The 20,271-nt window shown below is 71.0% G+C and carries 21 protein-coding genes and 1 tRNA gene; 11 read left to right on the forward strand and 11 right to left on the reverse strand.

Going from position 1 to position 20,271, the window contains the following annotated elements; all coding sequences use genetic code 11:
• Positions 1-24: 24 nt before the first annotated feature.
• The 4 genes from AB0G50_RS30055 to AB0G50_RS30070 form a co-directional block, all read right to left on the reverse strand.
• Positions 25-867: a spermidine synthase gene (locus AB0G50_RS30055; RefSeq protein ID WP_360115199.1), complete on the reverse strand. Its 843-nt coding sequence runs from the start codon at positions 865-867 to the stop codon at positions 25-27.
• Positions 864-1,274: an adenosylmethionine decarboxylase gene (speD, locus tag AB0G50_RS30060; RefSeq protein ID WP_360115202.1), complete on the reverse strand. Its 411-nt coding sequence runs from the start codon at positions 1,272-1,274 to the stop codon at positions 864-866. Before speD ends, AB0G50_RS30055 begins: the two co-directional genes overlap by 4 nt.
• Before the next feature lie 58 nt (positions 1,275-1,332).
• Entirely contained in the window at positions 1,333-2,409 is a 1,077-nt protein-coding gene (locus AB0G50_RS30065; protein ID WP_360115205.1) for a type III PLP-dependent enzyme, read from the reverse strand.
• A gap of 170 nt (positions 2,410-2,579) precedes the next feature.
• On the reverse strand, positions 2,580-3,719 hold the full coding sequence (locus AB0G50_RS30070; protein WP_360115256.1) for a metallophosphoesterase: 1,140 nt from the start codon (positions 3,717-3,719) through the stop codon (positions 2,580-2,582).
• A 116-nt stretch (positions 3,720-3,835) separates the two neighbouring features.
• On the opposite strand from AB0G50_RS30070, the gene AB0G50_RS30075 reads away from it, so the two are divergent.
• The 3 genes from AB0G50_RS30075 to pabB all read left to right on the forward strand — a co-directional run bounded on the left by AB0G50_RS30075 (position 3,836) and on the right by pabB (position 7,373).
• Positions 3,836-4,339 carry a SigE family RNA polymerase sigma factor gene (locus AB0G50_RS30075; protein WP_360115208.1) on the forward strand — a complete coding sequence of 168 codons (504 nt, stop codon included), beginning with the start codon at positions 3,836-3,838 and terminating at the stop codon, positions 4,337-4,339.
• Positions 4,336-5,196, forward strand: coding sequence for a hypothetical protein (locus AB0G50_RS30080; RefSeq protein WP_360115211.1), 861 nt, complete (start codon positions 4,336-4,338; stop codon positions 5,194-5,196). Before AB0G50_RS30075 ends, AB0G50_RS30080 begins: the two co-directional genes overlap by 4 nt.
• 86 nt (positions 5,197-5,282) lie before the next feature.
• Positions 5,283-7,373, forward strand: coding sequence for an aminodeoxychorismate synthase component I (pabB, locus tag AB0G50_RS30085; RefSeq protein WP_360115214.1), 2,091 nt, complete (start codon positions 5,283-5,285; stop codon positions 7,371-7,373).
• An 80-nt stretch (positions 7,374-7,453) separates the two neighbouring features.
• Here pabB and AB0G50_RS30090 read toward each other — a convergent pair whose 3' ends face one another.
• Positions 7,454-7,795, reverse strand: a complete 342-nt coding sequence (locus AB0G50_RS30090) for an Lsr2 family protein (protein WP_015104119.1) — start codon at positions 7,793-7,795, stop codon at positions 7,454-7,456.
• 275 nt (positions 7,796-8,070) lie between these two features.
• On the opposite strand from AB0G50_RS30090, the gene AB0G50_RS30095 reads away from it, so the two are divergent.
• Positions 8,071-8,352: a metal-sensitive transcriptional regulator gene (locus tag AB0G50_RS30095; RefSeq protein ID WP_360115217.1), complete on the forward strand. Its 282-nt coding sequence runs from the start codon at positions 8,071-8,073 to the stop codon at positions 8,350-8,352.
• A 48-nt stretch (positions 8,353-8,400) separates the two neighbouring features.
• Positions 8,401-8,477: transfer RNA gene (locus tag AB0G50_RS30100), tRNA-Leu, on the forward strand.
• Between the two features lie 521 nt (positions 8,478-8,998).
• Here the strand turns inward: AB0G50_RS30100 and AB0G50_RS30105 are convergent.
• Positions 8,999-9,958: a sporulation-delaying protein SdpB family protein gene (locus tag AB0G50_RS30105; protein ID WP_360115220.1), complete on the reverse strand. Its 960-nt coding sequence runs from the start codon at positions 9,956-9,958 to the stop codon at positions 8,999-9,001.
• Positions 9,955-10,614 carry an SdpA family antimicrobial peptide system protein gene (locus tag AB0G50_RS30110; protein ID WP_360115223.1) on the reverse strand — a complete coding sequence of 220 codons (660 nt, stop codon included), beginning with the start codon at positions 10,612-10,614 and terminating at the stop codon, positions 9,955-9,957. The genes AB0G50_RS30105 and AB0G50_RS30110 overlap by 4 nt, the downstream gene beginning before the upstream one ends.
• Positions 10,615-11,110: 496 nt before the next feature.
• On the opposite strand from AB0G50_RS30110, the gene AB0G50_RS30115 reads away from it, so the two are divergent.
• From AB0G50_RS30115 to AB0G50_RS30125, 3 genes are all read left to right on the forward strand, one after another.
• The gene (locus tag AB0G50_RS30115) at positions 11,111-11,692 is read left to right on the forward strand and encodes a hypothetical protein (protein ID WP_360115226.1); all 582 of its coding nucleotides are present in this window, start codon (positions 11,111-11,113) and stop codon (positions 11,690-11,692) included.
• Between the two features lie 23 nt (positions 11,693-11,715).
• Positions 11,716-12,366 (forward strand): hypothetical protein, encoded by a 651-nt coding sequence (locus AB0G50_RS30120; protein ID WP_360115229.1) that lies wholly within the window; start codon positions 11,716-11,718, stop codon positions 12,364-12,366.
• 81 nt (positions 12,367-12,447) lie between these two features.
• The gene (locus AB0G50_RS30125) at positions 12,448-12,819 is read left to right on the forward strand and encodes a DCC1-like thiol-disulfide oxidoreductase family protein (RefSeq protein ID WP_360115232.1); all 372 of its coding nucleotides are present in this window, start codon (positions 12,448-12,450) and stop codon (positions 12,817-12,819) included.
• Positions 12,820-12,842: 23 nt separating this feature from the next.
• Here the strand turns inward: AB0G50_RS30125 and AB0G50_RS30130 are convergent, their stop codons facing one another.
• Together AB0G50_RS30130 and AB0G50_RS30135 are read right to left on the reverse strand one after the other, a co-directional pair.
• On the reverse strand, positions 12,843-13,544 hold the full coding sequence (locus tag AB0G50_RS30130; RefSeq protein ID WP_360115235.1) for a hypothetical protein: 702 nt from the start codon (positions 13,542-13,544) through the stop codon (positions 12,843-12,845).
• Positions 13,541-14,095 (reverse strand): helix-turn-helix domain-containing protein, encoded by a 555-nt coding sequence (locus AB0G50_RS30135; protein WP_360115238.1) that lies wholly within the window; start codon positions 14,093-14,095, stop codon positions 13,541-13,543. The genes AB0G50_RS30130 and AB0G50_RS30135 overlap by 4 nt, the downstream gene beginning before the upstream one ends.
• A 176-nt stretch (positions 14,096-14,271) precedes the next feature.
• On the opposite strand from AB0G50_RS30135, the gene recQ reads away from it, so the two are divergent.
• Together recQ and AB0G50_RS30145 are read left to right on the forward strand one after the other, a co-directional pair.
• Positions 14,272-16,074: a DNA helicase RecQ gene (gene recQ, locus AB0G50_RS30140; protein WP_360115241.1), complete on the forward strand. Its 1,803-nt coding sequence runs from the start codon at positions 14,272-14,274 to the stop codon at positions 16,072-16,074.
• On the forward strand, positions 16,071-16,871 hold the full coding sequence (locus tag AB0G50_RS30145; RefSeq protein WP_360115244.1) for a pentapeptide repeat-containing protein: 801 nt from the start codon (positions 16,071-16,073) through the stop codon (positions 16,869-16,871). Before recQ ends, AB0G50_RS30145 begins: the two co-directional genes overlap by 4 nt.
• 4 nt (positions 16,872-16,875) lie before the next feature.
• On the opposite strand, the gene AB0G50_RS30150 is transcribed toward AB0G50_RS30145, so the two are convergent.
• Positions 16,876-17,451 (reverse strand): TetR/AcrR family transcriptional regulator, encoded by a 576-nt coding sequence (locus AB0G50_RS30150; protein ID WP_360115247.1) that lies wholly within the window; start codon positions 17,449-17,451, stop codon positions 16,876-16,878.
• A gap of 127 nt (positions 17,452-17,578) precedes the next feature.
• Between AB0G50_RS30150 and AB0G50_RS30155 the strand changes: the two genes are divergently transcribed.
• Complete coding sequence (locus AB0G50_RS30155; RefSeq protein WP_360115250.1) at positions 17,579-18,019, forward strand: hypothetical protein; 441 nt, start codon at positions 17,579-17,581, stop codon at positions 18,017-18,019.
• Here the strand turns inward: AB0G50_RS30155 and AB0G50_RS30160 are convergent.
• Positions 17,988-19,916: an NACHT domain-containing protein gene (locus AB0G50_RS30160; RefSeq protein WP_360115253.1), complete on the reverse strand. Its 1,929-nt coding sequence runs from the start codon at positions 19,914-19,916 to the stop codon at positions 17,988-17,990. The genes AB0G50_RS30155 and AB0G50_RS30160 overlap by 32 nt on opposite strands.
• Between the last annotated feature and the right edge of the window lie 355 nt (positions 19,917-20,271).

A 20,271-nucleotide genomic window follows, 5' to 3' on the forward strand; every position in this document is an offset into this window, starting at 1 on the left:
AACCGGGGCGGCCCTTCGACTTCGTCAGGCCAGGGAGTGCCGCACCAGGTACGGCGGGATCGAGTTGCCCAGCAGGGCCAGGTCGTCGATCGTCTCGGGCCGGTAGCCGCTCGTGGCCAGGCGTTCGACCATCAGCCCGGTCGGGTCGGCGACCTCGTCCGCGCGGCCGAACAGGTACGCCCACTCGTGCTCGTCCGAGCCGTAGTACGCGACCGTGCCGAACACGTCGTTGAACCGCTGCCACATGCGGACCAGCGTGGTGTTGCGCCACATGGTCTGGCAGCCCGCCTGCGACACCACGACACCGCCCGGCGCGAGCAGCGCCTTGCACAGGCCGAGGAACTCGCTGCCGTACAGGCGGTTGTGCTGAGCCTCCTCCTCGCGCTCGTCCGGCAGGTCCACCAGGACGATGTCGTAGCGCTCGGAGGTGGTGCGGATGTACTCGTAACCGTCGACGTACCGGACGCGGATCTCTCCCTCGCCCTTCTCCGCCAACGCCAACTGGTCGGGCGTGTAGCCGTAGGGCAGGTGCTCGGCGCACAGCTTCACGGCCTGCTCGTCGATGTCGATGTGGTCGACCACCGACGCGCCCGCGTCGACCGCCATCTGGCAGACGACACCCTCGCTGGAACCGATGACCAGCACCCGCTCGACCTTGTCGGCGAGCAGCAGCGCCGGGACCATCAGCGCCTCGTGGTAGGTCAACTGGCTGAACTCGGTGCTCTGCCGGTCGTTGTCGCAGAACAGCGAGAGGCCCTGCGAGGTGCGGGCGATCACCAGGTGCTGGAACGCCGTGTTCGTGTCGACCACGACTTCCTCGACGTCCCAGTCCCTGGTCAAACCGGCCGCGAGGGGTTCGCGGATCAAGACTTCTCCTCACCGATGAGCGCGGGGACGCGGTGTCCCCGGCTGACCATGTCCGTCCGTGCGGACACAGCTCCCAGCGCGTCGGCCAGCAGCTGAACCGCGAGCGCGGGTTTGGCGCGCGTGCCGCAGGTGAAAACGTCCACGAAGACCGCTCCGACTTCCGGATAGGTGTGGATGGACGCGTGCGACTCCGACAGCAGGGCCAGCACCGTGACCCCCTGCGGGTCGAACTGCTTGGAGACCACCTCCAACACCGTGGCGTCAGCCTGGGTGAGAGCTTCGCCGAGCGCGTGTCGCAGGAACTGCTCGTCGTCCAGCAGTTCCGGGCTCACGCCTTCCAGCTCGGCGAGTACGTGCTGTCCTGCGAACAAGCCAACCGGCTCGGGCTCGCACGGGAGTTCGGACATCAATCACTCCAAACATCTTCAGAAGGGGTCGTGCCTCGGGCGATCCGGGGGTGCGGGTTTACCGCACGCAGTGGGTGGCCAACGGCGGGAAGCCGTTGAAGGCCACGGAGGAGTAGCTCGACGTGTACGCGCCCGCGCCGAGCAGGTCGACGTGGTCGCCCGCCCGGAGGTCGAGCGGCAGGTGGTAGCACGTGTTCTGGTACAGCACGTCGTCCGCGTCGCAGGTCGGGCCGGCGAGCACGACCGGTCCCACCGGTCCGCCGTCCCTGGTCGTGCGCAAGGGGTAGGCGATGGCCTCGCCCTCGGTCTCGGCCAGGCCGCCGTAGCGGCCGATGTCCAGGAACACCCAGCGGCGTTCGTCCGAATAGGACTTCCGCGCCACCAGCACGACCTCGGACCGGATCAGGCCGGACTCGGCCACGATAGCGCGACCCGGCTCGATCATCACCTCGAGCGGGATGTCGCCGAAGTGACGGGTGATCGACGCGGTGATGGCCGCGGCGTACTCGGCCAGCGGGGGAGGCTGCTCGAGGTAACCGGCCGGCAGCCCGCCGCCCAGGTTCACGGTGGACAGCACGAGGCCCTCGGCGCGCAGCTTCAGCGTCACCTCGGCGGCGTCGGCGATCGCGGCGTCCCAGCCGTTCGGGTCCAGCTGCTGGGAGCCCGCGTGGAACGCCACGCCGAGCGGTCGCAGGCCGAGGTCGCGCGCCAGCCGCAGCAGATCCGTCGCCATTTCGGGCGAACAGCCGAACTTCTTCCCGAACGGGTAGGTGGATCCCTTGCTGTTCACCAGGATCCGCAGCATCACCTTGGCGCCCGGCGCGTGCTCGGCCAGCGCGCGCACGTCGTGCTCGCTGTCCGACACGAAGATCCGCACGCCCTTGGCGTGGGCGTAGGCGATGTCCCGCGCCTTCTTGATGGGGTTGCTGAACGAGATCACGTCCGGTGACGCGCCCTGCTCCAGGCACAGGTCGATCTCGTTCGGACTCGCCACGTCGAAGCTCGAACCCGCCTGGGCCAACAGGCCCACGACGTCCGGCGTGGGATTCGCCTTGACGGCGTAGAAGATCCCGACGTGCGGCAGCGCGTCACGCAGCGCGGTGAACCGGTCGCGGACCGTGGGCAGATCGATCACCAGACAAGGTGTCTCGGGTTGCTCATGGTCCAGGAAACGACGAATACGAGCTGTTGCCTCGGAAAGCCGCTGGTCATCGGCAAAGCTCGTCTTCATCTCGCTAGGGGTCCCCCTCCACAACCGCCGGAACGCACGGCCATCCACTGTAGGCGGTTTCGGGGCAGAAAGCTCTACCCGGCGGCGAGTTTGTGACGCAACTCCACCACCGTGACGTCCGGCGGGGCGCCCACGCGGACCGGCGGCCCCCAGAAACCGGCCCCGTTGCTCACGTAGACCGGCATCCCGTCGACGGTGGCCAGACCGCTGCGCACCGGCTGCTGGAGGCCGACCGCGAGGTGGAACGGGAACATCTGGCCGCCGTGCGTGTGCCCGGACAGCTGGAGGTCGACGCCGTGCCTGGCGGCCTCGTGCGCCTGCACCGGCTGGTGGGCCAGCAGGACCACCGGGCGGGACGCGTCACGCCCGTCCAGCGCCTTCGCGAAGTCCGGCCCGTCGGCGAAACCGGCGCCCGTGACGTCGTTGACGCCCGCGAGGTCGAACCGCGCGCCGGCCCGTTCCACGGCCACCCGCTCGTTGCGCAACGGGTGCACGCCCAGCCGCTCCAGCTCGGCCAGCCACGGCTGCGCGCCGGAGTAGTACTCGTGGTTGCCCGTGACGAAGAAGCTGCCGTGCGTGCTGACGAGGTCGCGCAACGGCGCCGCCGCCTCGCCCAGCTCCTCGACCGTGCCGTCGACCAGGTCGCCCACGATCGCGACCAGGTCGGCCTCCACGCCGTTGATCAGCCGCACGATCCGCTCGGTGTGCGCGCGGCCCAGCAGCGGACCGAGGTGGATGTCGCTGACCACCGCGATGCGGTACCCGGTCAGCTTCGGGTCGAGCTTCGGCAGCACGATCGGCACCCGCTTGAGCCGCGGTTCGCCCAGCGCCTCGGTCATCCCGTAGCCGACCACGCCGGTCGCCGCGACACCGCCCGCCACCGCGATCGACCGGGCGATGAACCGCCGCCGGTCCGGGTCCTCGGGCGCCGTGCGACGCTGGAGCAGCACGCGGGGCACCTCCAGCACGGCCAGCGCGAGCGCCAGGTAGAACGCCAGCGCGAGCCACAGGTAGCCCGGCCACGCCACGACCGAGCCCGCCGCGAAGCTCACCCTGGTGAGCGACAGCGCGGCGAGCATGAGCGCGTACAGCGCGACGAGCACCACCGTGCCGACCCGACGGGCGCGCCGGGTCCGGGTGGTGTCGCGGACCAACCGCCGCCAGAGGTAGTAGTGCACTCCGCCGAGCACCGCGGCGAACAGCAGGACGAACAGCAAGAACGGCCTCCCAGGTGGATGCCGCGAAGTTTCCCCGATCGATGCTGAGAGCCGTGCAACCCCCTGGAGGTCGACGGGCGTGTGTAACCCGTACCGCGGGCTCTGGAGGACAGATGAGTGATCGGGACGCGGCGTTCGCGGAGTACTTCGCGGCGCGGTCCGAGGCCATGCGCGGCACGGCGTACCTGCTGTGCGGCGACTGGCACCGTGCCGAGGACCTGGTGCAGGCCACGTTCGCCAAGCTCTACGTGGCGTGGCTCAGGATCCAGAAGCACGAGGCACTCGACGCCTACACCCGCAGAACCCTGGTCCGGACCTTCGTGTCCGAACTGCGGCGCGGGTGGTTCCGCCGGGAGCGGGTGACCGAGTCACCCGGAGACTCGGCCGCGGCCGGCGGCGGATCACCGGAGGACCGGATGGTGCTGCTGAGCGCGTTGGCGAAGGTGCCACCGCGGCAGCGGGCGGTGATCGTCCTGCGGTACTGGGAGGACCTGTCGGTCGAGGAGACCGCCAGGGCGTTGGGCTGTTCCGAGGGAACAGTGAAAAGCCAGGCCGCGCGGGGGCTGCAGACGCTGCGCGGCCTGATCACCCCGCTGTACGGAGAGAAGGTGCGATGAACGAGCACGAGCTGAGAAGCGCGTTGCGGGACGCGCTGGTGGCGAGCAGCCCGCCGCCGCCGATGGACCCGCACGCGGCGATCGCCCGGGGCAGGCGTGTGCAGCGCCGGCGCCGGGCGGCGTGGACGGGTGTGGCCGCGGGTGTCGCCGTGATGGCGGTCGCCGCGGGCACGGCAGTGGTGCCCGGCCTGAACCGGGGTGTCGACGCGGCGGCCGCGTTGACGACCTCGCCCTCGAGTCCGGCGAGTTCGGCGTCGTCCACCGAGACGCCCTGGCCGAACGGGCAGACGGACCGGACCTCGGCCAACGGCCCGCGCGCGGAGACGGGCCTGAAGCTGCTGGAGCTGCTGTCGACCTCGCTGCCCGCGGGGCTCAAGGCGGTGGACCGCACGTCCGAGGGCCGCGGCAACGCCGGCCAGTCGATGCGCTACCACCAGGCCCAGTTCGTGGACTACCTGCCGGGCGGCGGGCAGACCTGGGAGTACCTGGCGCGCACGCCCGTCACCGACGCCGGTGGCGACGTGGTGGCCAGGGTCGAGGTCCAGGTCGAGACCAAGGGGTCCACGCGCCTGCCGAGCATCGCGTGCGAGGTGGTGACGGCCGTGCCCTACCCCGCCCGGGAAGGCGCGGGCTGCGCGGAGGTGAAGGTCGGCGACAAGCCGGTCACCGTGGTCACCGGCGGCACCGGGTACGGCTTCGAGCAGGTCGCGTTCCACCGGTACGACGACGGCACGCTCGTCATGGTCGAGCAGGACCGGGAGTACGCCGACTCCGGCCTCCCGGGCATGACCGACCGGCCGTTGACGCAGGACCAGCTCGTGGCGCTCGCGGTCGACCCGCAGTTCCACCTGGACTGACCGGCGCGGCCCGGGGAGGTCGGTGTGTGGCCGGCCTCTCCGGGCTCATCCTTTCGGGTGTTCCTGCCGGTACCGTGCTGGCTGCCATGCGGACCCTGCTCATCGACAACCACGACTCGTTCACCTGGAACCTCTTCCAGCACCTGGCACTGGTGAACGGGCGTGAGCCCGTGGTCGTGGCCAACGACGACCCCGCGTTCCGGCTCTCGTGGCTGGACGACTTCGACAACGTGGTGATCTCGCCCGGGCCGGGCCGCCCGCAGCGCCCGGCCGACCTCGGGGTGGCCCGCGACGTCATCGCCCGCACCACGCTGCCGCTGCTCGGCGTGTGCCTGGGTCACCAGGGGCTGTGCCTGGCCGAGGGCGCGACCGTCGACCTCGTGCCGCCGCGGCACGGCGTGGTCGACCACGTCACCCACACGGGCGTGGACGTGTTCGCCGGTCTGCCCTCGCCGCTGCCGGTCGTGCGGTACCACTCGCTGGCCGTCACGGACCTGCCGCCGGCGCTGGAGCCGATCGCGTGGACGCCGGACGGCGTGCTGATGGGCGTGCGCCACCGGACCCGGCCGGCGTGGGGCGTGCAGTTCCACCCCGAGTCGATCTGCACCGCGCACGGCCGCGAGCTGCTGGGCAACTTCCGCGACCTGACGGGCTCGGCCGGCCCGTCCGCGCCACCTCGGGTCGTGCCGCCTCCTGTCGCGCCGCCGCCTGTGGTGCCGGTTCCTGCCGCGCTGCCTCCCGCCGCGCTGCCTCCCGCCGCGCCGCCTCCCGAACCGCCCGTGACGCGCGAGGTGCTGGTGCGGCGGGTCGACGCCCACCCGTGCCCCGAAGGGGTGTTCGAGGCGCTCTACGGCGCGTCCGAGCACGCGTTCTGGCTCGACTCCAGCCGGACCGGCGGGCGCGGGCGGTTCTCCGTGCTGGGCGACGCCTCCGGGCCGGCCGCGCGGGTGGCCCTGTACGACGTGGACACCGGTCGGGTGACCGTGGACGGGGTGACGGCGCCGGGGCCGTTCCTGGACTGGCTGGAGGCCGATCTGGCGGCCAACCGGGTGGTGCCGCCGGACGTGCCGTTCGAGTTCGCGCTCGGCTGGGTCGGCTACCTCGGGTACGAGCTGAAGGCCGAGTGCGGCGGCGCGGCCGCGCACCGGTCCGGACGACCCGACGCGGCGTTCGTGTTCGCCGACCGCGCGGTGGTGTTCGACCACCGGGAGCGGTGCGCGTACCTGGTGGCGCTGCCCGGCTCCGACGACGGCTGGATGGACCGCACCGAGTCGTTCCTGCGCGGGTTCCACTACGCGCCGCGGGCACCGGAACCGGTCGCGGGCGGTGGCGCGGTCGGGTTGCGGCACTCGCGCGAGCAGTACCTGAAACTGGTGGACGCGTGCCAGGAGGCGGTCACGGCGGGTGAGAGCTACGAGGTCTGCCTCACCAACGAGGTGACCTGGACGGGTCGGCTCGACCCCTGGGAGGCCTACCGTTTCCTGCGGTCGGAAAGCCCCGCGCCGTTCGGCGCGTTGCTCCGTTTCGGGTCGCTTTCCGTGCTCAGCACTTCACCCGAGCGGTTCATCCGGGTGGACCGAACGGGGGTTGTCGAATCGGAGCCAATCAAGGGGACCCGGCCCCGCGGCGGCACCCCCGAGGACGACCGCCGTTTGCGCGAGGGGTTGGCCGCCAGCCCGAAGGACCGGGCCGAGAACCTCATGATCGTGGACCTGGTTCGCAATGACTTGGGGCATTGCGCGGAAGTCGGCAGCGTCGAGGTGCCCCGGATCTTCGAGGTGGAGAGCTACGCGACCGTGCACCAGCTCGTGAGCACGGTTCGGGCACGACTTCGGGCCGGTAGTTCGGCCGTGGCGGTGGTAAGGGCAGCCTTCCCCGGCGGATCCATGACGGGGGCGCCCAAGATCCGGACAATGCACATCATCGATGGCCTGGAAGCCGGACCCCGCGGTGTCTACTCGGGTGCGCTCGGTTACTTCTCACTGTCCGGAACGGCCGACTTCAGCATCGTCATCAGGACGCTGGTGGTGGACCACGACAAGGCGAGTTTCGGGGTGGGCGGAGCGGTCATCGCGCTGTCCGACCCGGCCGCCGAATTCGAGGAGACGGCCGTCAAGGCGACCGTGCTGCTGCGGCTCCTCGGCACCGCGTTCCCGGGTCGTTCCGGGTCGGGTTGAATAGCGCTTTCGAGTCGTTGACCAGCGACTTTCCCGGCGGTCGGGGTATCGGCCGACCGCCGGGACTTCGCGGCGCCAGGTCAGGAGGCGTGCGCTTCCTGGAACTGGACGACCAGGCCCTGCGGAATGCGCCCGCGGTCGGAGATCTGGTGGCCCTGGGCCCGCGCCCAGTCCCGAATGGCCTGCGCCTGGGCCTTGTCACCAGCCTTTACCGTGCTCTTGCCGGTGCCCTTGCGCTGCTTGCGCCCGCCCGCCCGACGGGCCTTGGCGACGAAGTCCGCCAACGACTCGCGGAGCTTGTCGGCATTGTCCTTCGAGAGGTCGATCGAGTACTCCACACCGTCCAGCGCGAAGGTCACGGTCTCGGCGGCTTCGCTGCCGTCGAGGTCGTCGATGAGTTGGACGACGGTCTGCTGTGCCACTGTTCCTCCGTGTGTGCTCGCATAGCGCGTGTTGCCCTCGACTTGTAACTGCGCCACACGCTTCGGACGACACCATAGTGCACCGGCGGAATATCGCCTAACCTTTCGCTTGGCAAATGTGTGGGGTGCCCCCGGACGGGTCATTAAGCGGAGTAAACCGCGCAGAAATGTGAGCCCCCGAGCCCGTGACCAGGTCGTGTCCCCCGTCACACCCGGTCGAGTGGCCTATCCTGAAGAGCGGAGATACCCGGCCGGGGTAGGGGAAGGTCGCGAGCATGCACGGTTACACAGCGGACAAGGACGCGTACCTCAAGCGCCTGCGCCGGATCGAGGGTCAGGTCCGGGGCTTGCAGCGGATGGTCGAGAACGACGACTACTGCATCGACGTCCTGACCCAGATCTCGGCCGCGACGAAGGCACTCCAGGCGGTCTCCCTGGGCCTGCTGGACGAACACCTGAAGCACTGCGTGGCCCAGGCCGTCGCCGAGGGCGGCGAGGTGGCCGACGCAAAGATCGCCGAAGCCTCCGCCGCAATCGGCCGCCTGGTGAAGAGCTGACCCCCTGCGGATCCGGGTGCACCCTGATCGAGTAGAGTGCACCCGTCGGCCCTCGTAGCCCAATCGGCAGAGGCAGCGGATTCAAAATCCGTCCAGTGTGCGTTCGAGTCGCACCGAGGGCACCACAAGGATGGGAGCAGGGTCCCCGGGTTTGAGGGGTGGCCCTGTTCCCTTTCGCTTTGTCCGCGCTGCTCACGGTCCTGCCCGGTGCCGCGGGGCGGGGGATATGGCCGCGGTGTGGGCGTCGGGCCGAGTCGGGCCGACGACAGGTGGGTCGCCGAGGCGTTGCCGCCGGTGGCCGCCGGAGCGACTGCCGGACGAACGGGATTTCGGCGGGATCGGGTTTCGCGGACTTCTTCCGGCTCCGGGCGCGATCGGCCGGGACCGCGACTCGACGGACTCGCGGGTGGCGAAGTCCGGGCGCGGTCCGCGTTCGGCGCGCGGAATCCGATGTCACCGGCACGCGGGACCGCGCGTTCGCGGTGTTTTCGGCGCGGGGACCGGGTTTGGCGTGCGACGCGTCCGAGCGGAAGTCGGCCGGGCGCCGGCCCGAGGGCGCCGGGAACACCGCGCGGTGTGGAAGAACTCCCGGCCGACCGGTGCCGCGGAGGGCGGGCCGGTCGGCCGGGAGTGCGAGCCAGGGCTCTCAGCGCGCGGTGGCGCGGCGCAGGCGGCTCACGAGTCGGCGTGGCAGGGCGGTCGACACGTTCTTGTCGGCCGGGTGCAGGAACAGCACGTCGAGCGCGATCATCGCGCAGGCGAAGGACACGAGGCCCATGGTGAGGGCGATGCCGGCGTGGAAGACGACCGCGACGAGGAGGATCGGTCTCCACCACTTCTTCGGCGCGACGAGCCCCGCCGCGAACACCACCTCGACGAACACCACGGACCAGGTGAACAACGCCACGGTGAGTCCGTTGTGCAGCAAGGGTTGCAGGATCCAGGTGGCCCACGGCGGCGCGCCGAACATCGGGTCGTTCATCCAGTAGTACATCGCGGTGCCGTTCGCCCACTCGGGAACCCCGAGCTTCGCGATGCCCGCCTGGAGGTAGAGCATCGACGCCTGGATCCGGACGACGCCGACCGCGACCCAGGCGATCAACCGGGCGGCGCGCGCCCGTTCCCCGGGATCCGTCGTCGTGTCCCGGTTGTCCGACCAGTGGTTGCGGCGGCCGTCGCAGAGGGCGATCGGGATCAGGATCGCGCTCAGCACGGCCGTGACCTGGTCGCCGCCGTCGAGGACCGAGGCCGACGCCTGGAAGCTGAACGACACCCACCAGTGCGGGATGGCCGTGAGCCGGGGGAAGTAGCCCGACAGCACCGCGAGGAGCACCAGCACGGAGATCCACTTGCCCCACCCGATGGACGGGGCCACGCAGTAGACCGAGATGTCGGACACCCCACCACAACGGGGTGGCATCGGGGCGTTCGACTGCGGCATGAAGAGGATGCCGGTCGGGTTGGCCAGCAGGGTGATCAGGCTGCCCGCGGCCAGCAGCGACCTGGTGAGCGCGTAGGTGTTGGTGATCGGCGACCGCTCGGTGAGGGTGGTGATCCACCGACCCAGGCGGACGAGCGGGTCGGCCGTGGTGGAGGTGGTGCTCAACACCGCACCTCCAGGCTCATGACCTGCACCGGCATCTGCTCCTCGACGCCGCCCTTCGCCCACGTCCAGGGCATCGGCGGCTGCTTGCTGACGGCGACGCGACCGCACAGGTGCGGCGGCGAGGCGACGTTGACGACCTTGGCCGCCACCGGTACCTCGTCCAGGCACGAGTTCACGACGTCCCGGAGGGTCTCGGCCGACTCGTCGGCCGCGCAGTCCGCGAAGACCGCCTTCTGCCGCGAGGCGTCGCCCAGCAGGCGCCCCATCTCCATGTCCAGCGCCCGCGGAGCGCGGCTCGCGCCGAAGAGGGACTCGGGCGACCAGCTCCGGACGGAGTTGGCGCGGTTCCACCCCTCGGAGCCGGTCGTGCGCCAGGAGATCAGCTGGTCCTCCCGGGGACTGCGGGTGAAGAACGCCCACCCCTCCGGCAGCACCCCCCTGACCGCCTGCTTGTCCTGTCCCGGCAGGCCCATCGAGCTCTCGGGCAGCGCGGCGTCGAGGACGTAGAGCAGCGTCCCGAACAACGCCAGGACGATCGCGATCAGGAACAACGCACGCGCGCGCAACCGGTTCGCGCTGTCCCGGCGCCGCGCCTGACCGTCGTCCCGGACGTCCTCTTTCGATCTTCCCTCCAGCGGAGGAGCCCCCACAGCCATGCACACTCCAAAGTGGTGAAAGCAAACAGGTCCACCGGCGGTGCGGTAAAGGTGCGCCCGCCCGTGCGGTAAGACCGAAAGCGTGCCGAATAGGCCGACCGGGATCTGTCCGACGGTCGGCGGCACGAAACAAGAGAAGGGTGTGACCAGTAGCCCGATATCCCCCCTTGATGTCGGCCACTGCTCGCCATGCTGCCCCTGCCGCGCCGATACCTGCACCCCCGAACGGAGCAAAGTGCGTTCGGCGGCCGGCTCTTCCTCGCCGTGTGAACAATCCTCTTTTCCGCCGACTCGGTTGCTGGTAGCGTGCCGATGGCGATTCGAGTCGAGTCGCAAACCCAGGGGGGGTTTCCTGCCGTAGGCGGCAAAGAACAACGCGTGGTTTCTCCGAAGTTCTGCGACGACGTCTTCGTTCGGCGTCGCCTTCGGTGGTGTGAAATTTCCCGCGTAGTGCAGGAGATGATTTGTGAGAGCTATTTTCGGCGGTACAAGGCGTATGACCAGGCTCGCGGCCGCGATCGCGATCGTCGGCCTGGTGTCCACGGCGGCCTCCGGTGTCGCGCAGGCGACGTCGGCGAGCCCGCGGCCCGCGGTCGCGGGCCACGGGGTCGAGGTCGCGGTGTCGCACGACGCGCGGACCGTGTTCCGCGGCGCGTTCTTCGGTCACGGCCCCGTCGGTGAGCGGCTGTCCGCCCACTTCCCGGGTCTGCCGGCGGAGACCGCCGACACCACGGCGGCGGAGGACCTGATCATCGACGCGGTGGTCGCGTCCAGGCCGGACGTGGTGGAGAACCTGCACCGCGCGGTCGTCGCGGGCAAGCACGGCAAGACGCGGCAGGCGCTCGTCGCCGCCGTGGACCCGTTGCACCAGGCGGTTGCCGGCCTCGGTGGCGTTCCGGTCGCCGCGGGTCCGCCGGCCAGTGGGGACTGCGCCGCGGTGCTGATCCTGGTCGCGGCGTGGGCAGCGGTCGCCGTGTGGGTCGCGGTGGCACTGCCGTTCGCGGTGGTCGACACGGACCGGTCCGACCTGGATCTGGACGAACTCGCGTCCGACCTGGTCACCGCGTCGCGCATCTGAGTCATCTTCCAGAGGGGGAAAAGATGAAACGCAACAACAAGTTCGCCCGGGCGCTGCTCGCCACCGTCCTGGGGTTGTGCCTGGTGAGCGCCGGTACGGCCGTCGGGACGGCGTCGGCCGCCACCGGCGCCGCGGCCCAGGCGCCGGGCGTGTCCCGGACGCAGGACGGCACCATCACCTCCAGGGACCTCATCCGCGGTGTCTTCTTCGGGCACGGGCCGGTGGGCGAGAAGCTGGCGGCGCACTTCCCGAACATCGGGGACGCCGCCGTCGCCCAGGAGGCGGAGGACACCCTGATCACCGAGCTGGAGCGCCGGCACGGCGACCTCGTGGACGAGTTCTACACCGCGTTCACCTCGCGGTCGGTGGTGAAGACGAAGGCCGGCCTGCTCGCGCTGTCGGGCGCCCTCGACGACACCGTCGAGTCGCTCGGGTCCCACGGCGAGAACTACGACCAGTTCTCCCAGAAGTGCGCGATCCTGCTGGTCGTGCTCGCCGAGGTCTACTACGTGTTCCTCTGGGTCGACGTGACGGCGCCGCCGTGCGTGACCCGGTGCGTCGAGGCCGAGCAGGGCAAGAAGCAGGACCAGATCTACGTCGCCCGGTACGAGAACGAGAGCAAGATCAAGACCGACAACCTCGTCCTCGACCTGATCGGGGTCGGCAAGAGCTGATCCGACCTGGTCGGAGTCGGTCTCCGCGGGTGTCGCCGCGGGGACCGGCTCCGGCCGTCGCGACCGTGAGGGGAGAGGTCGGTGCGTGACGCCGTGCTGATCTTCGACGGGGACTGCGGGTTCTGCTCCCGCGTCGTCGAGTGGATCTTCGCCCGGGTCGGACCGGGTGTCCGCGCCGTTCCCTTCCAGGTGTTCGACCTGGAGGCGAACGGCATCCCGGAGGACCGCGTGCGCCGCGAGGTGGTGTGGCTGTCGCCGGGTGGGGAGACGCGTGGTGGGGTCGACGCGCTGTCCGCGGTGCTCGCCGCCGCCACGTCGCGCCACCTGCGCGCGATCGGTCGGTGGTCGACCGCGTTCCCCGTCGCCCGGCCGGCGCGCCTGGCCTACCGGGTCGTCGCGAGGAACCGCCACCGGCTCCCCGGCGGGACCGGGACCTGCCGGATCCGCGCCTGAGGTGCCCGCTCCCGGCGGGACCGTCAGATCGGTCCCGCCAGGAGCAGGCCCGCGACGAACACCAGCGCGCCGGCCGTCGCGATCACCGCCTCGGTGAGGGCGACCGACCTGCGAACCAGCGTCAGCGCCCCGAGGTTGAGCGCCGAGTGGAGCGGCGCGGTCAGCACGACCCACCACGGGTTGGCGAACAGCGTCAACGTGAAGCCGATGTGCAGCGCGGTGGCGCTGACCCGCTCCAGCACACCCCAGCCGAACCCCACGTCCTGGGCGATGCCCTGCTCGCCCAGGAGGTCACGCACCTTCCGGGCCTGCTCGTCGTCCCGGCCGAGGACGGACGACAGCACGAGCCCGTTGACCGTCGTGAAGACCACCTCGACCGTCGCCCACCCGGCGCCGGCCCAGAGCGCGGTGGGCGGATCGGTGAGGAACAGCAGGACCAGCGCGAGCCTGACGAGTTCCTCGAGCGGTCCGGACGCCGCCGCCAGGACGGTCGACACCCGCTGTCTGGTGGTGGTGGTCCTGCTCAACGCCAGTCCGAGCGGGCCGCGGAGGGTGAACGCCACGATCCAGCCCGCGGCGCCGAGGCCCACCGCGGACCAGGACGGCGACCCGAATCGCCACCACAGCAGCGGGCCGAGCACGACCGGCACGACCAGCACCGCGAGTGAGTTGGTGCGGGCCCGCGTGGCCAGGTCGACGGCTTCGGAACTCCGGCCGGAGGTCATCGGGAATTCTCCTCGGGACGAGCGACGGGGAAGGTCACCGTGGCCAGGCGACGTTCCGTTCGGGTGGGATCGGCCTCGTTCCGCAGCAGCGGGCCGACGAGTTCGGCGAACCCGCGCAGGAAATCGGCGAATTCCTCGTCGGTCACGTGCAGCACCACTTCGCGGTAGCCGACACCGTCGGATTCCAGATCGGGTTCGCCGCGGGCGAGGTAGCGCGAGAAATCACCGATGAGGTTGGCGGCGAACGCCGCGAAATAGCGGAAGTGGTCCTCGACCGTCGCGTTCTCCAGATCGCGGCCGGCCAACTGCGCGGCACCGGTCGACAACGCGTAGACCTGCTCGGCGCCGCCGTGTTCGCGGCGTTCCGCCACCACGGTCACGACCGCGTTCTCCCGCAATTCCGAGAGGTGTCGGTAGAGGGAGGCCTGTGCCACGTCCGGCAACAGCGCGCGGAGTTCCTTCGCGGTGTGCCGGCGCGCGGCCAGAGCCATGATGATGCGCATCCGCACGGGATGCAGGATCAACTCCGGCCGAGTTCCCCTCGTGGTCACGACCCGACGTTATCAGATTTGAGAATGATCACCGCTGCTCCGTTCGGCGGCATTGCGCGGTGCGTCCGGGTGCGGGGCGGCGGCCCGGGACGCGCCGGTGTTCGGGCCGCTCCGCCTCGCGTGGCGCGGGGAGTAGGTGATCCTCGGCTGTCGGGGGTAGTCGATACCATCGCCCCATGGCTTCGCAGGAGGTCCTTCGGAAGGTATTCGGGTACGAGTCGTTCCGCGGGGACCAGCAGGAGATCGTCGACCACGTCGTCGCGGGCGGTGACGCGCTCGTCCTCATGCCCACGGGCGGGGGGAAGTCGTTGTGCTACCAGATCCCCTCGCTGGTGCGGGAGGGGGTCGGGGTGGTCGTGTCGCCGCTCATCGCGTTGATGCAGGACCAGGTCGACGCGTTGCGCGACCTCGGCGTGCGCGCCGGGTTCCTCAACTCGACGCAGTTCCCCGACGAGCGCTCGCTCGTGGAGGCCGAGTTCCTGCGCGGCGAGATCGACCTGCTCTACCTGGCGCCCGAGAGGTTGCGGCAGGAGCAGACGGTGCGGTTGCTCGACCAGGGCAGGATCGCGCTGTTCGCCATCGACGAGGCGCACTGCGTGTCCCAGTGGGGCCACGACTTCCGGCCCGAGTACCTCGCGCTGTCGCACCTGCACGAGCGGTGGCCGGACGTGCCGCGGGTGGCGCTCACCGCGACCGCCACGAAGGCGACGCACGCGGAGATCGCCGAGCGGTTGAAGCTCCAGGACGCCAAGCACTTCGTGGCCAGTTTCGACCGGCCCAACATCCAGTACCGGATCGTGCCCAAGAACGACCCCAAGAAGCAGCTGCTCGAGCTCCTGCGCACCGAGCACCGGGGCGACGCGGGCATCGTCTACTGCCTGTCCCGCAACTCGGTCGAGAAGCACGCGGAGTTCCTGTCCCAGAACGGGATCCCGGCGCTGCCCTACCACGCGGGCCTCGACGCGGGCACGCGCGCGCGGCACCAGTCGCGGTTCCTGCGCGAGGACGGGCTGGTGATGGTCGCGACGATCGCGTTCGGCATGGGCATCGACAAGCCGGACGTGCGGTTCGTCGCCCACCTCGACCTGCCGAAGTCCGTCGAGGGCTACTACCAGGAGACCGGCCGCGCGGGCCGCGACGGGCTGCCGTCCACCGCGTGGCTCGCCTACGGGCTCCAGGACGTGGTGCAGCAGCGCAAGATGATCGACGACTCGGACGGCGACCAGGCGCACCGGCGCAAGCTCATGCAGCACCTCGACGCGATGCTCGCGCTGTGCGAGACGGTCGGGTGCCGGCGGGTGCGGCTGCTGGAGTACTTCGGCCAGACCGGCGAGCCGTGCGGCAACTGCGACACATGCCTCGCGCCGCCGGAGACGTGGGACGGCACCGTGCCGGCGCAGAAGGTGCTGTCCACGGTGGTGCGGCTGCGCAACGAACGGCGGCAGAAGTTCGGCGCGGGCCAGACGATCGACATCCTGCTCGGCCGCAAGACGCCCAAGGTCATCCAGCACGACCACGACACGCTCAAGGTGTTCGGCATCGGCGAGGAGCTGAACGAGAGCGGCTGGCGCGGTGTCGTGCGGCAGTTGCTGGCCCAGGGGCTGCTCGCGGTGGAGGGTGAATATTCCACGATCATCACCACCCCGGAGAGCGACGAGGTCCTCTACCAGGGCCGCAAGGTGCTGATGCGCCGCGAGGCCGAGCGGGCCGCGAAGACGCGCACGGTGAAAACGGCCAAGGCGCAGCAGGTCGAGCTGTCCGCCGAGGCCGAGCCGGTGTTCGAGCTGCTGCGGGCGTGGCGGGCCGGGCAGGCCAAGGAGCAGGGCGTGCCCGCGTACGTGATCTTCCACGACGCGACGCTGCGGCAGATCGCGGCGGACCACCCGACGACGCTGGCCGAGCTGGGCACGATCAGCGGCGTCGGGGAGAACAAGCTGGCCAAGTACGGGCAGCAGATCCTGGACGCGCTCGCCGGATGAACCTCCAGGCCGACTGCGCGCGCTGTTTCGGACTGTGCTGCGTGGTGCCCGCGTTCGGCCGGTCGGTCGACTTCGCCCTGGACAAGCCCGCGCGCACGCCGTGCCCCAACCTGCTCGCCGACTCCCGGTGCGGCATCCACACCACGTTGCGGGACAAGGGTTTCCGCGGCTGCACGGTGTACGACTGCTTCGGCGCGGGCCAGCAGGTCTCGCAAGCCACGTTCGGCGGCCGCGACTGGCGCGAGGACCCGGCGACGGCGCGGGCGATGTTCGACGTGTTCCCGGTGATGCGCGACCTGCACGAACTGCTCTGGTACACGACCAGGGCGCTCGAGCTGCCCGAGGCGAAGCCGCTGCACGCCGACCTGCGCGCCCGGCACGACGAGATCCGCGCGCTCACCGGCGGGTCGGCGGCGGACCTGGCGGGTCTCGACGCGGGGCCGCACTGGCAGGCGGTCAACGCCCTGTTGCTGAAAGCCAGCGAACTCGCCCGCGCCGCGCACCGCCGCAAGAAGAACGAACGCCGCGGCGCGGACCTCGTCGGCAAGGACCTGTCCGGCGCGGACCTGCGCGGGGCCAACCTGCGCGGCGCGTACCTGATCGGCGCCCGGCTGACCGGCGCGGACGTGCGGCGGGCCGACCTCATCGGCGCGGACCTGCGCGGCGCCGAGCTGACCGGCGCGGACCTGCGCGGCGCGCTGTTCGTGACCCAGGCCCAGCTCGACTCGGCGCTGGGCGGGCCGACCACCCGGCTGCCGGAGCACGTCCGCGCGCCCGCGCACTGGCCCGCGGGCTGACCGGTCACAGCCGGACCAGCGCGCCCTCCACCACGTCGACCAGCGCCTGCCGGTCGCGCGTCACCTTGCCCAGCACGCGCAACCCGTACAGCGTCCCGAGCAACGACCGCGCCGCCACCAGCGGATCGCCCGCGACCAGCTCGCCCAGCCGCTGACCGGCGGCCACCAGCCGGCACACCGCCGCCTCCAACCGGTCGAACTGCTGCCGCACGTGGTGCGCCACCACGTCGTCCTTGCCGCCGACGTCCACCGCCGCGTTCACCGCCAGGCACCCGCGCCGGCGCGGATCGCCCAGGTCGCACTCGACCGCGGCCATCAGCAGCGCCCGCAACCGCTCCTTCACCGGACCCGGCCGGTCGAGCAGCGCCTCCTGCTCGGCGAACCCCAGTTCGGCGTACCGCAGCAGCACGCGTTCGTACAACCCGCGCTTGCTCCCGTAGGCGTTGTACAGGCTCCCGCGGCCCAAACCGGTGTGGGCGCAGAGGTCTTCCGTCGAAGTGGTCTCGTAACCCTTCGACCAGAACAGGTCCATCGCGGCGTCGACCACTGCCGCGTCGTCGAACTCCCGTGGTCTGCCCACCCGTCGGAGAGTAGCGCTTTCTGTAATGAGGGGTCTACAACGGGTGATCGTACGTCCGAAGGCGTATTCGGGGTCGTCGTCCGGCGACGGACGCGGTGGGCCCCGCGGCACCGGCACGCTGTGCGTCATGAAACCCACCGCGCGCAAAACGCTCCTGCTGCTGCACGTGATCACGTCGGTGGGGTGGCTCGGGGTGACCGCCGGCAACCTCGTGCTGGCGGTCGCGGCGTTCCGGGAACCCGTGCTGTACCAGGCGATGCGGCTGCTGGGCGACTGGGTCGTGCTGCCGCTCGCGCTCGGGTCGCTGGCCAGCGGGGTGGCGATCTCGCTCGCCACCAAGTGGGGTCTGGTGCGGCACCGGTGGGTGCTGACGAAGTTCGCGCTCACCGTGGCGGCCGTGCTGGCGACGTTCTTCCTGCTGCGACCGGGTTTGCGCGACGCGGCGGACGGTGTGGCGGGCTCGGCCGGGCGCGACGTGCTGGTCGCCTCGTGCGTGTCGCTGACGATCTACGTGACGAGCACCGTGCTGTCGGTGTTCAAGCCCTGGGGGAGAACCCGCTGGGCCTGATGGCCGACCGGCGGCGGGCGGCGCTCGCGCCCAGGTCCGACGGGTCGCACTCGGCGAGGTGGTCGCGCACCAGGTTGTGCGGGAACCGGTGCTGGTCCAACAGCAGCACCCGGTCCCGGGCGGATTGGAGCAACGCCTTGCGCCGCAACGGGAACTCGTCCAACGCCAGCGGGCGGGCCAGCGGTTCGGCCAGCAGCGTCGACCGCGCGGTGATCGGCGTGACGGCCAGCCCGACCAGCAGTCCGGTGACCGGCGCGAGGGCGTCGGTCATCAACGGCGCGTGCAACGCCGCCGCGCCGGCCGCGCCGACCAGCCCGGCCACGGGCAGCCACCGCGGTCCGCGACCCGGCACGCCGCCGAGGTCCTGCCACACCTTGGCCAGCCCGCCGAGCAGGAACCCGAGCACCGCGCCGGTGGTGAGGCCCATGCCCAGTCCCACCAGCATCGCCTCGGTCGGACCCGTCCACACCATCACGATCGCGGGCACGAGCGCCGCGGCGGCGGCCCAGTAGCGGTCCCGGATCGCGCCCGCGCCGACCAGGAACGTGATCAGCATGACCAGCGGGAACGTGGTCAGCGCGGGCCAGCGGGCCAACCGGTCGCCCGCCAAAGCGCCCACTGTGGACAGTCCGGCGGCCAGTACCGCGCCCGCCGCGAAGCTCGCCACGAGGGTGCGCTTGGCCTTGACCTTCTTCCGGCGCGCCGGGAAACCGCCCCGGTGCAGGGCGATCATCGCGGCGGCGGTGGCGACCGCGGTGACCAGGCCGAGCCGCAGCCCGGTGGTGAGCCCGAACGCCACCGCGCCGCCCGCGAGCGCGCCGGGCGCGGCGCGGTGGAACAGGCGGTGGATGGCGGGCGGGTCCACGAAGTCCAGCCACAGCGTGCGCCGGGGCAACGCCGATCGGGCGTCGAGGTCGTGCCGGCGCCGGGCGATGCGGGCCAGGAAGCGCAAGGCGCGCAACGTCTTCTCGGGGCTGGTGTGCCGCGCGGCGGACTCCACGAGGTAGGTGTCCACGACACCGCGGTACTCGGCGCGGCCCGCGCGGAAGGCCAGCGCCAGCAGGCCGAAGGCGAGCGGGGTGCGGACGTCGTCCCAGAGGTCGGGGTCCTTCTCCAGCGCGTCGCGCAGGCTGTCCAGGCGGGGTTCGCAGGCGGCGATCAACCCGAGGACGTCGGTGCGGCGCAACGGTTCCACCGGGACGATCTCGTAGCGCGGCAGGCGCTCGTAGTCGTCGGTCGAGCAGCAGAGGACGACCTGCGGCAGGTCGAGCGCGGTGATCCAGGCGAGGCAGTCGCCGCGATCGCCCTCGGGCACGTCGTCCAACCCGTCGAACAGCAGCACCAACCGCCGCTCCCGGAGCCAGTTCCGGCTCAGCCGGTGCCCGAGCCGGTAGCGCCGGCGTAACTCGTCCAGCAGCCAGGCCCCGAAATCCCGGCCGCGCCACGTGCCGAGGTCCACGACGACGGGCACGGGCCTGCTGTCGTCCTTGTGCGCCCGCGCGACGAGCGTGGTCGCGAGTTCGAGCAGCAGCGTGGTCTTGCCACTGCCGGGTTCACCGGTGACGACCAGCGGAACCCGCGACCGGATCGGCAACCGCGGCCCGACCCGGGGCGCAACACCCAACTTCAACCGCACCTGCTCCCCGAGCGACGCCTCGACCCGTTCCCGAACCACCCGGTCGACCCGGTCCAGCACGGCGACCCGGTTGGCCGGATGAGCCGGGTTCCGCGTGACGAACACCGACCGGATGGGATCCCACGCGGCGAGCGCGCCGGTGACGACGGCAAGCGTGGCGAGCAACGGCCACAACCACTCGGCGTACGGCCCGAGCACCCGAGGCGCGGACCCGCCGGTGGCGGTGTTGATGGCGATGGGCAGGAGAACGAGGCACGTCACGCCCCCCACGGCGACCAAAGCGGTCAAACGCGAGACACGAGCCAACCGCCGGTAGTCCATGGGCCCCTTCCCGCCAAAGTCGTCCCGACGGTAACCGCGTTCGCCGCGCCGTGGTAGGGAACTTCCCGCCAACAGCCCCGCAACCGGACCGATTGCCCCGTTCAGCCCACCCCTATCCAACGGCCGGTCCCACCCACCGGACCAGCAGTACCCGACACCCCCAGCCAGAAGCGCCGAAGGCGCGCTTGCCTTAACGCCGGGGCCTCGTGTTCTCCCCGTATGGCCTGGGCGAAGCCCAACCGCATTTGGCACGGGGGCGCCGAGAACCCAGGACCGCCGCCCAAACTCGAAAAGC

The sequence above is a fragment of the Actinosynnema sp. NPDC020468 genome (assembly GCF_040642015.1).
Lineage (GTDB): Bacteria > Actinomycetota > Actinomycetes > Mycobacteriales > Pseudonocardiaceae > Actinosynnema.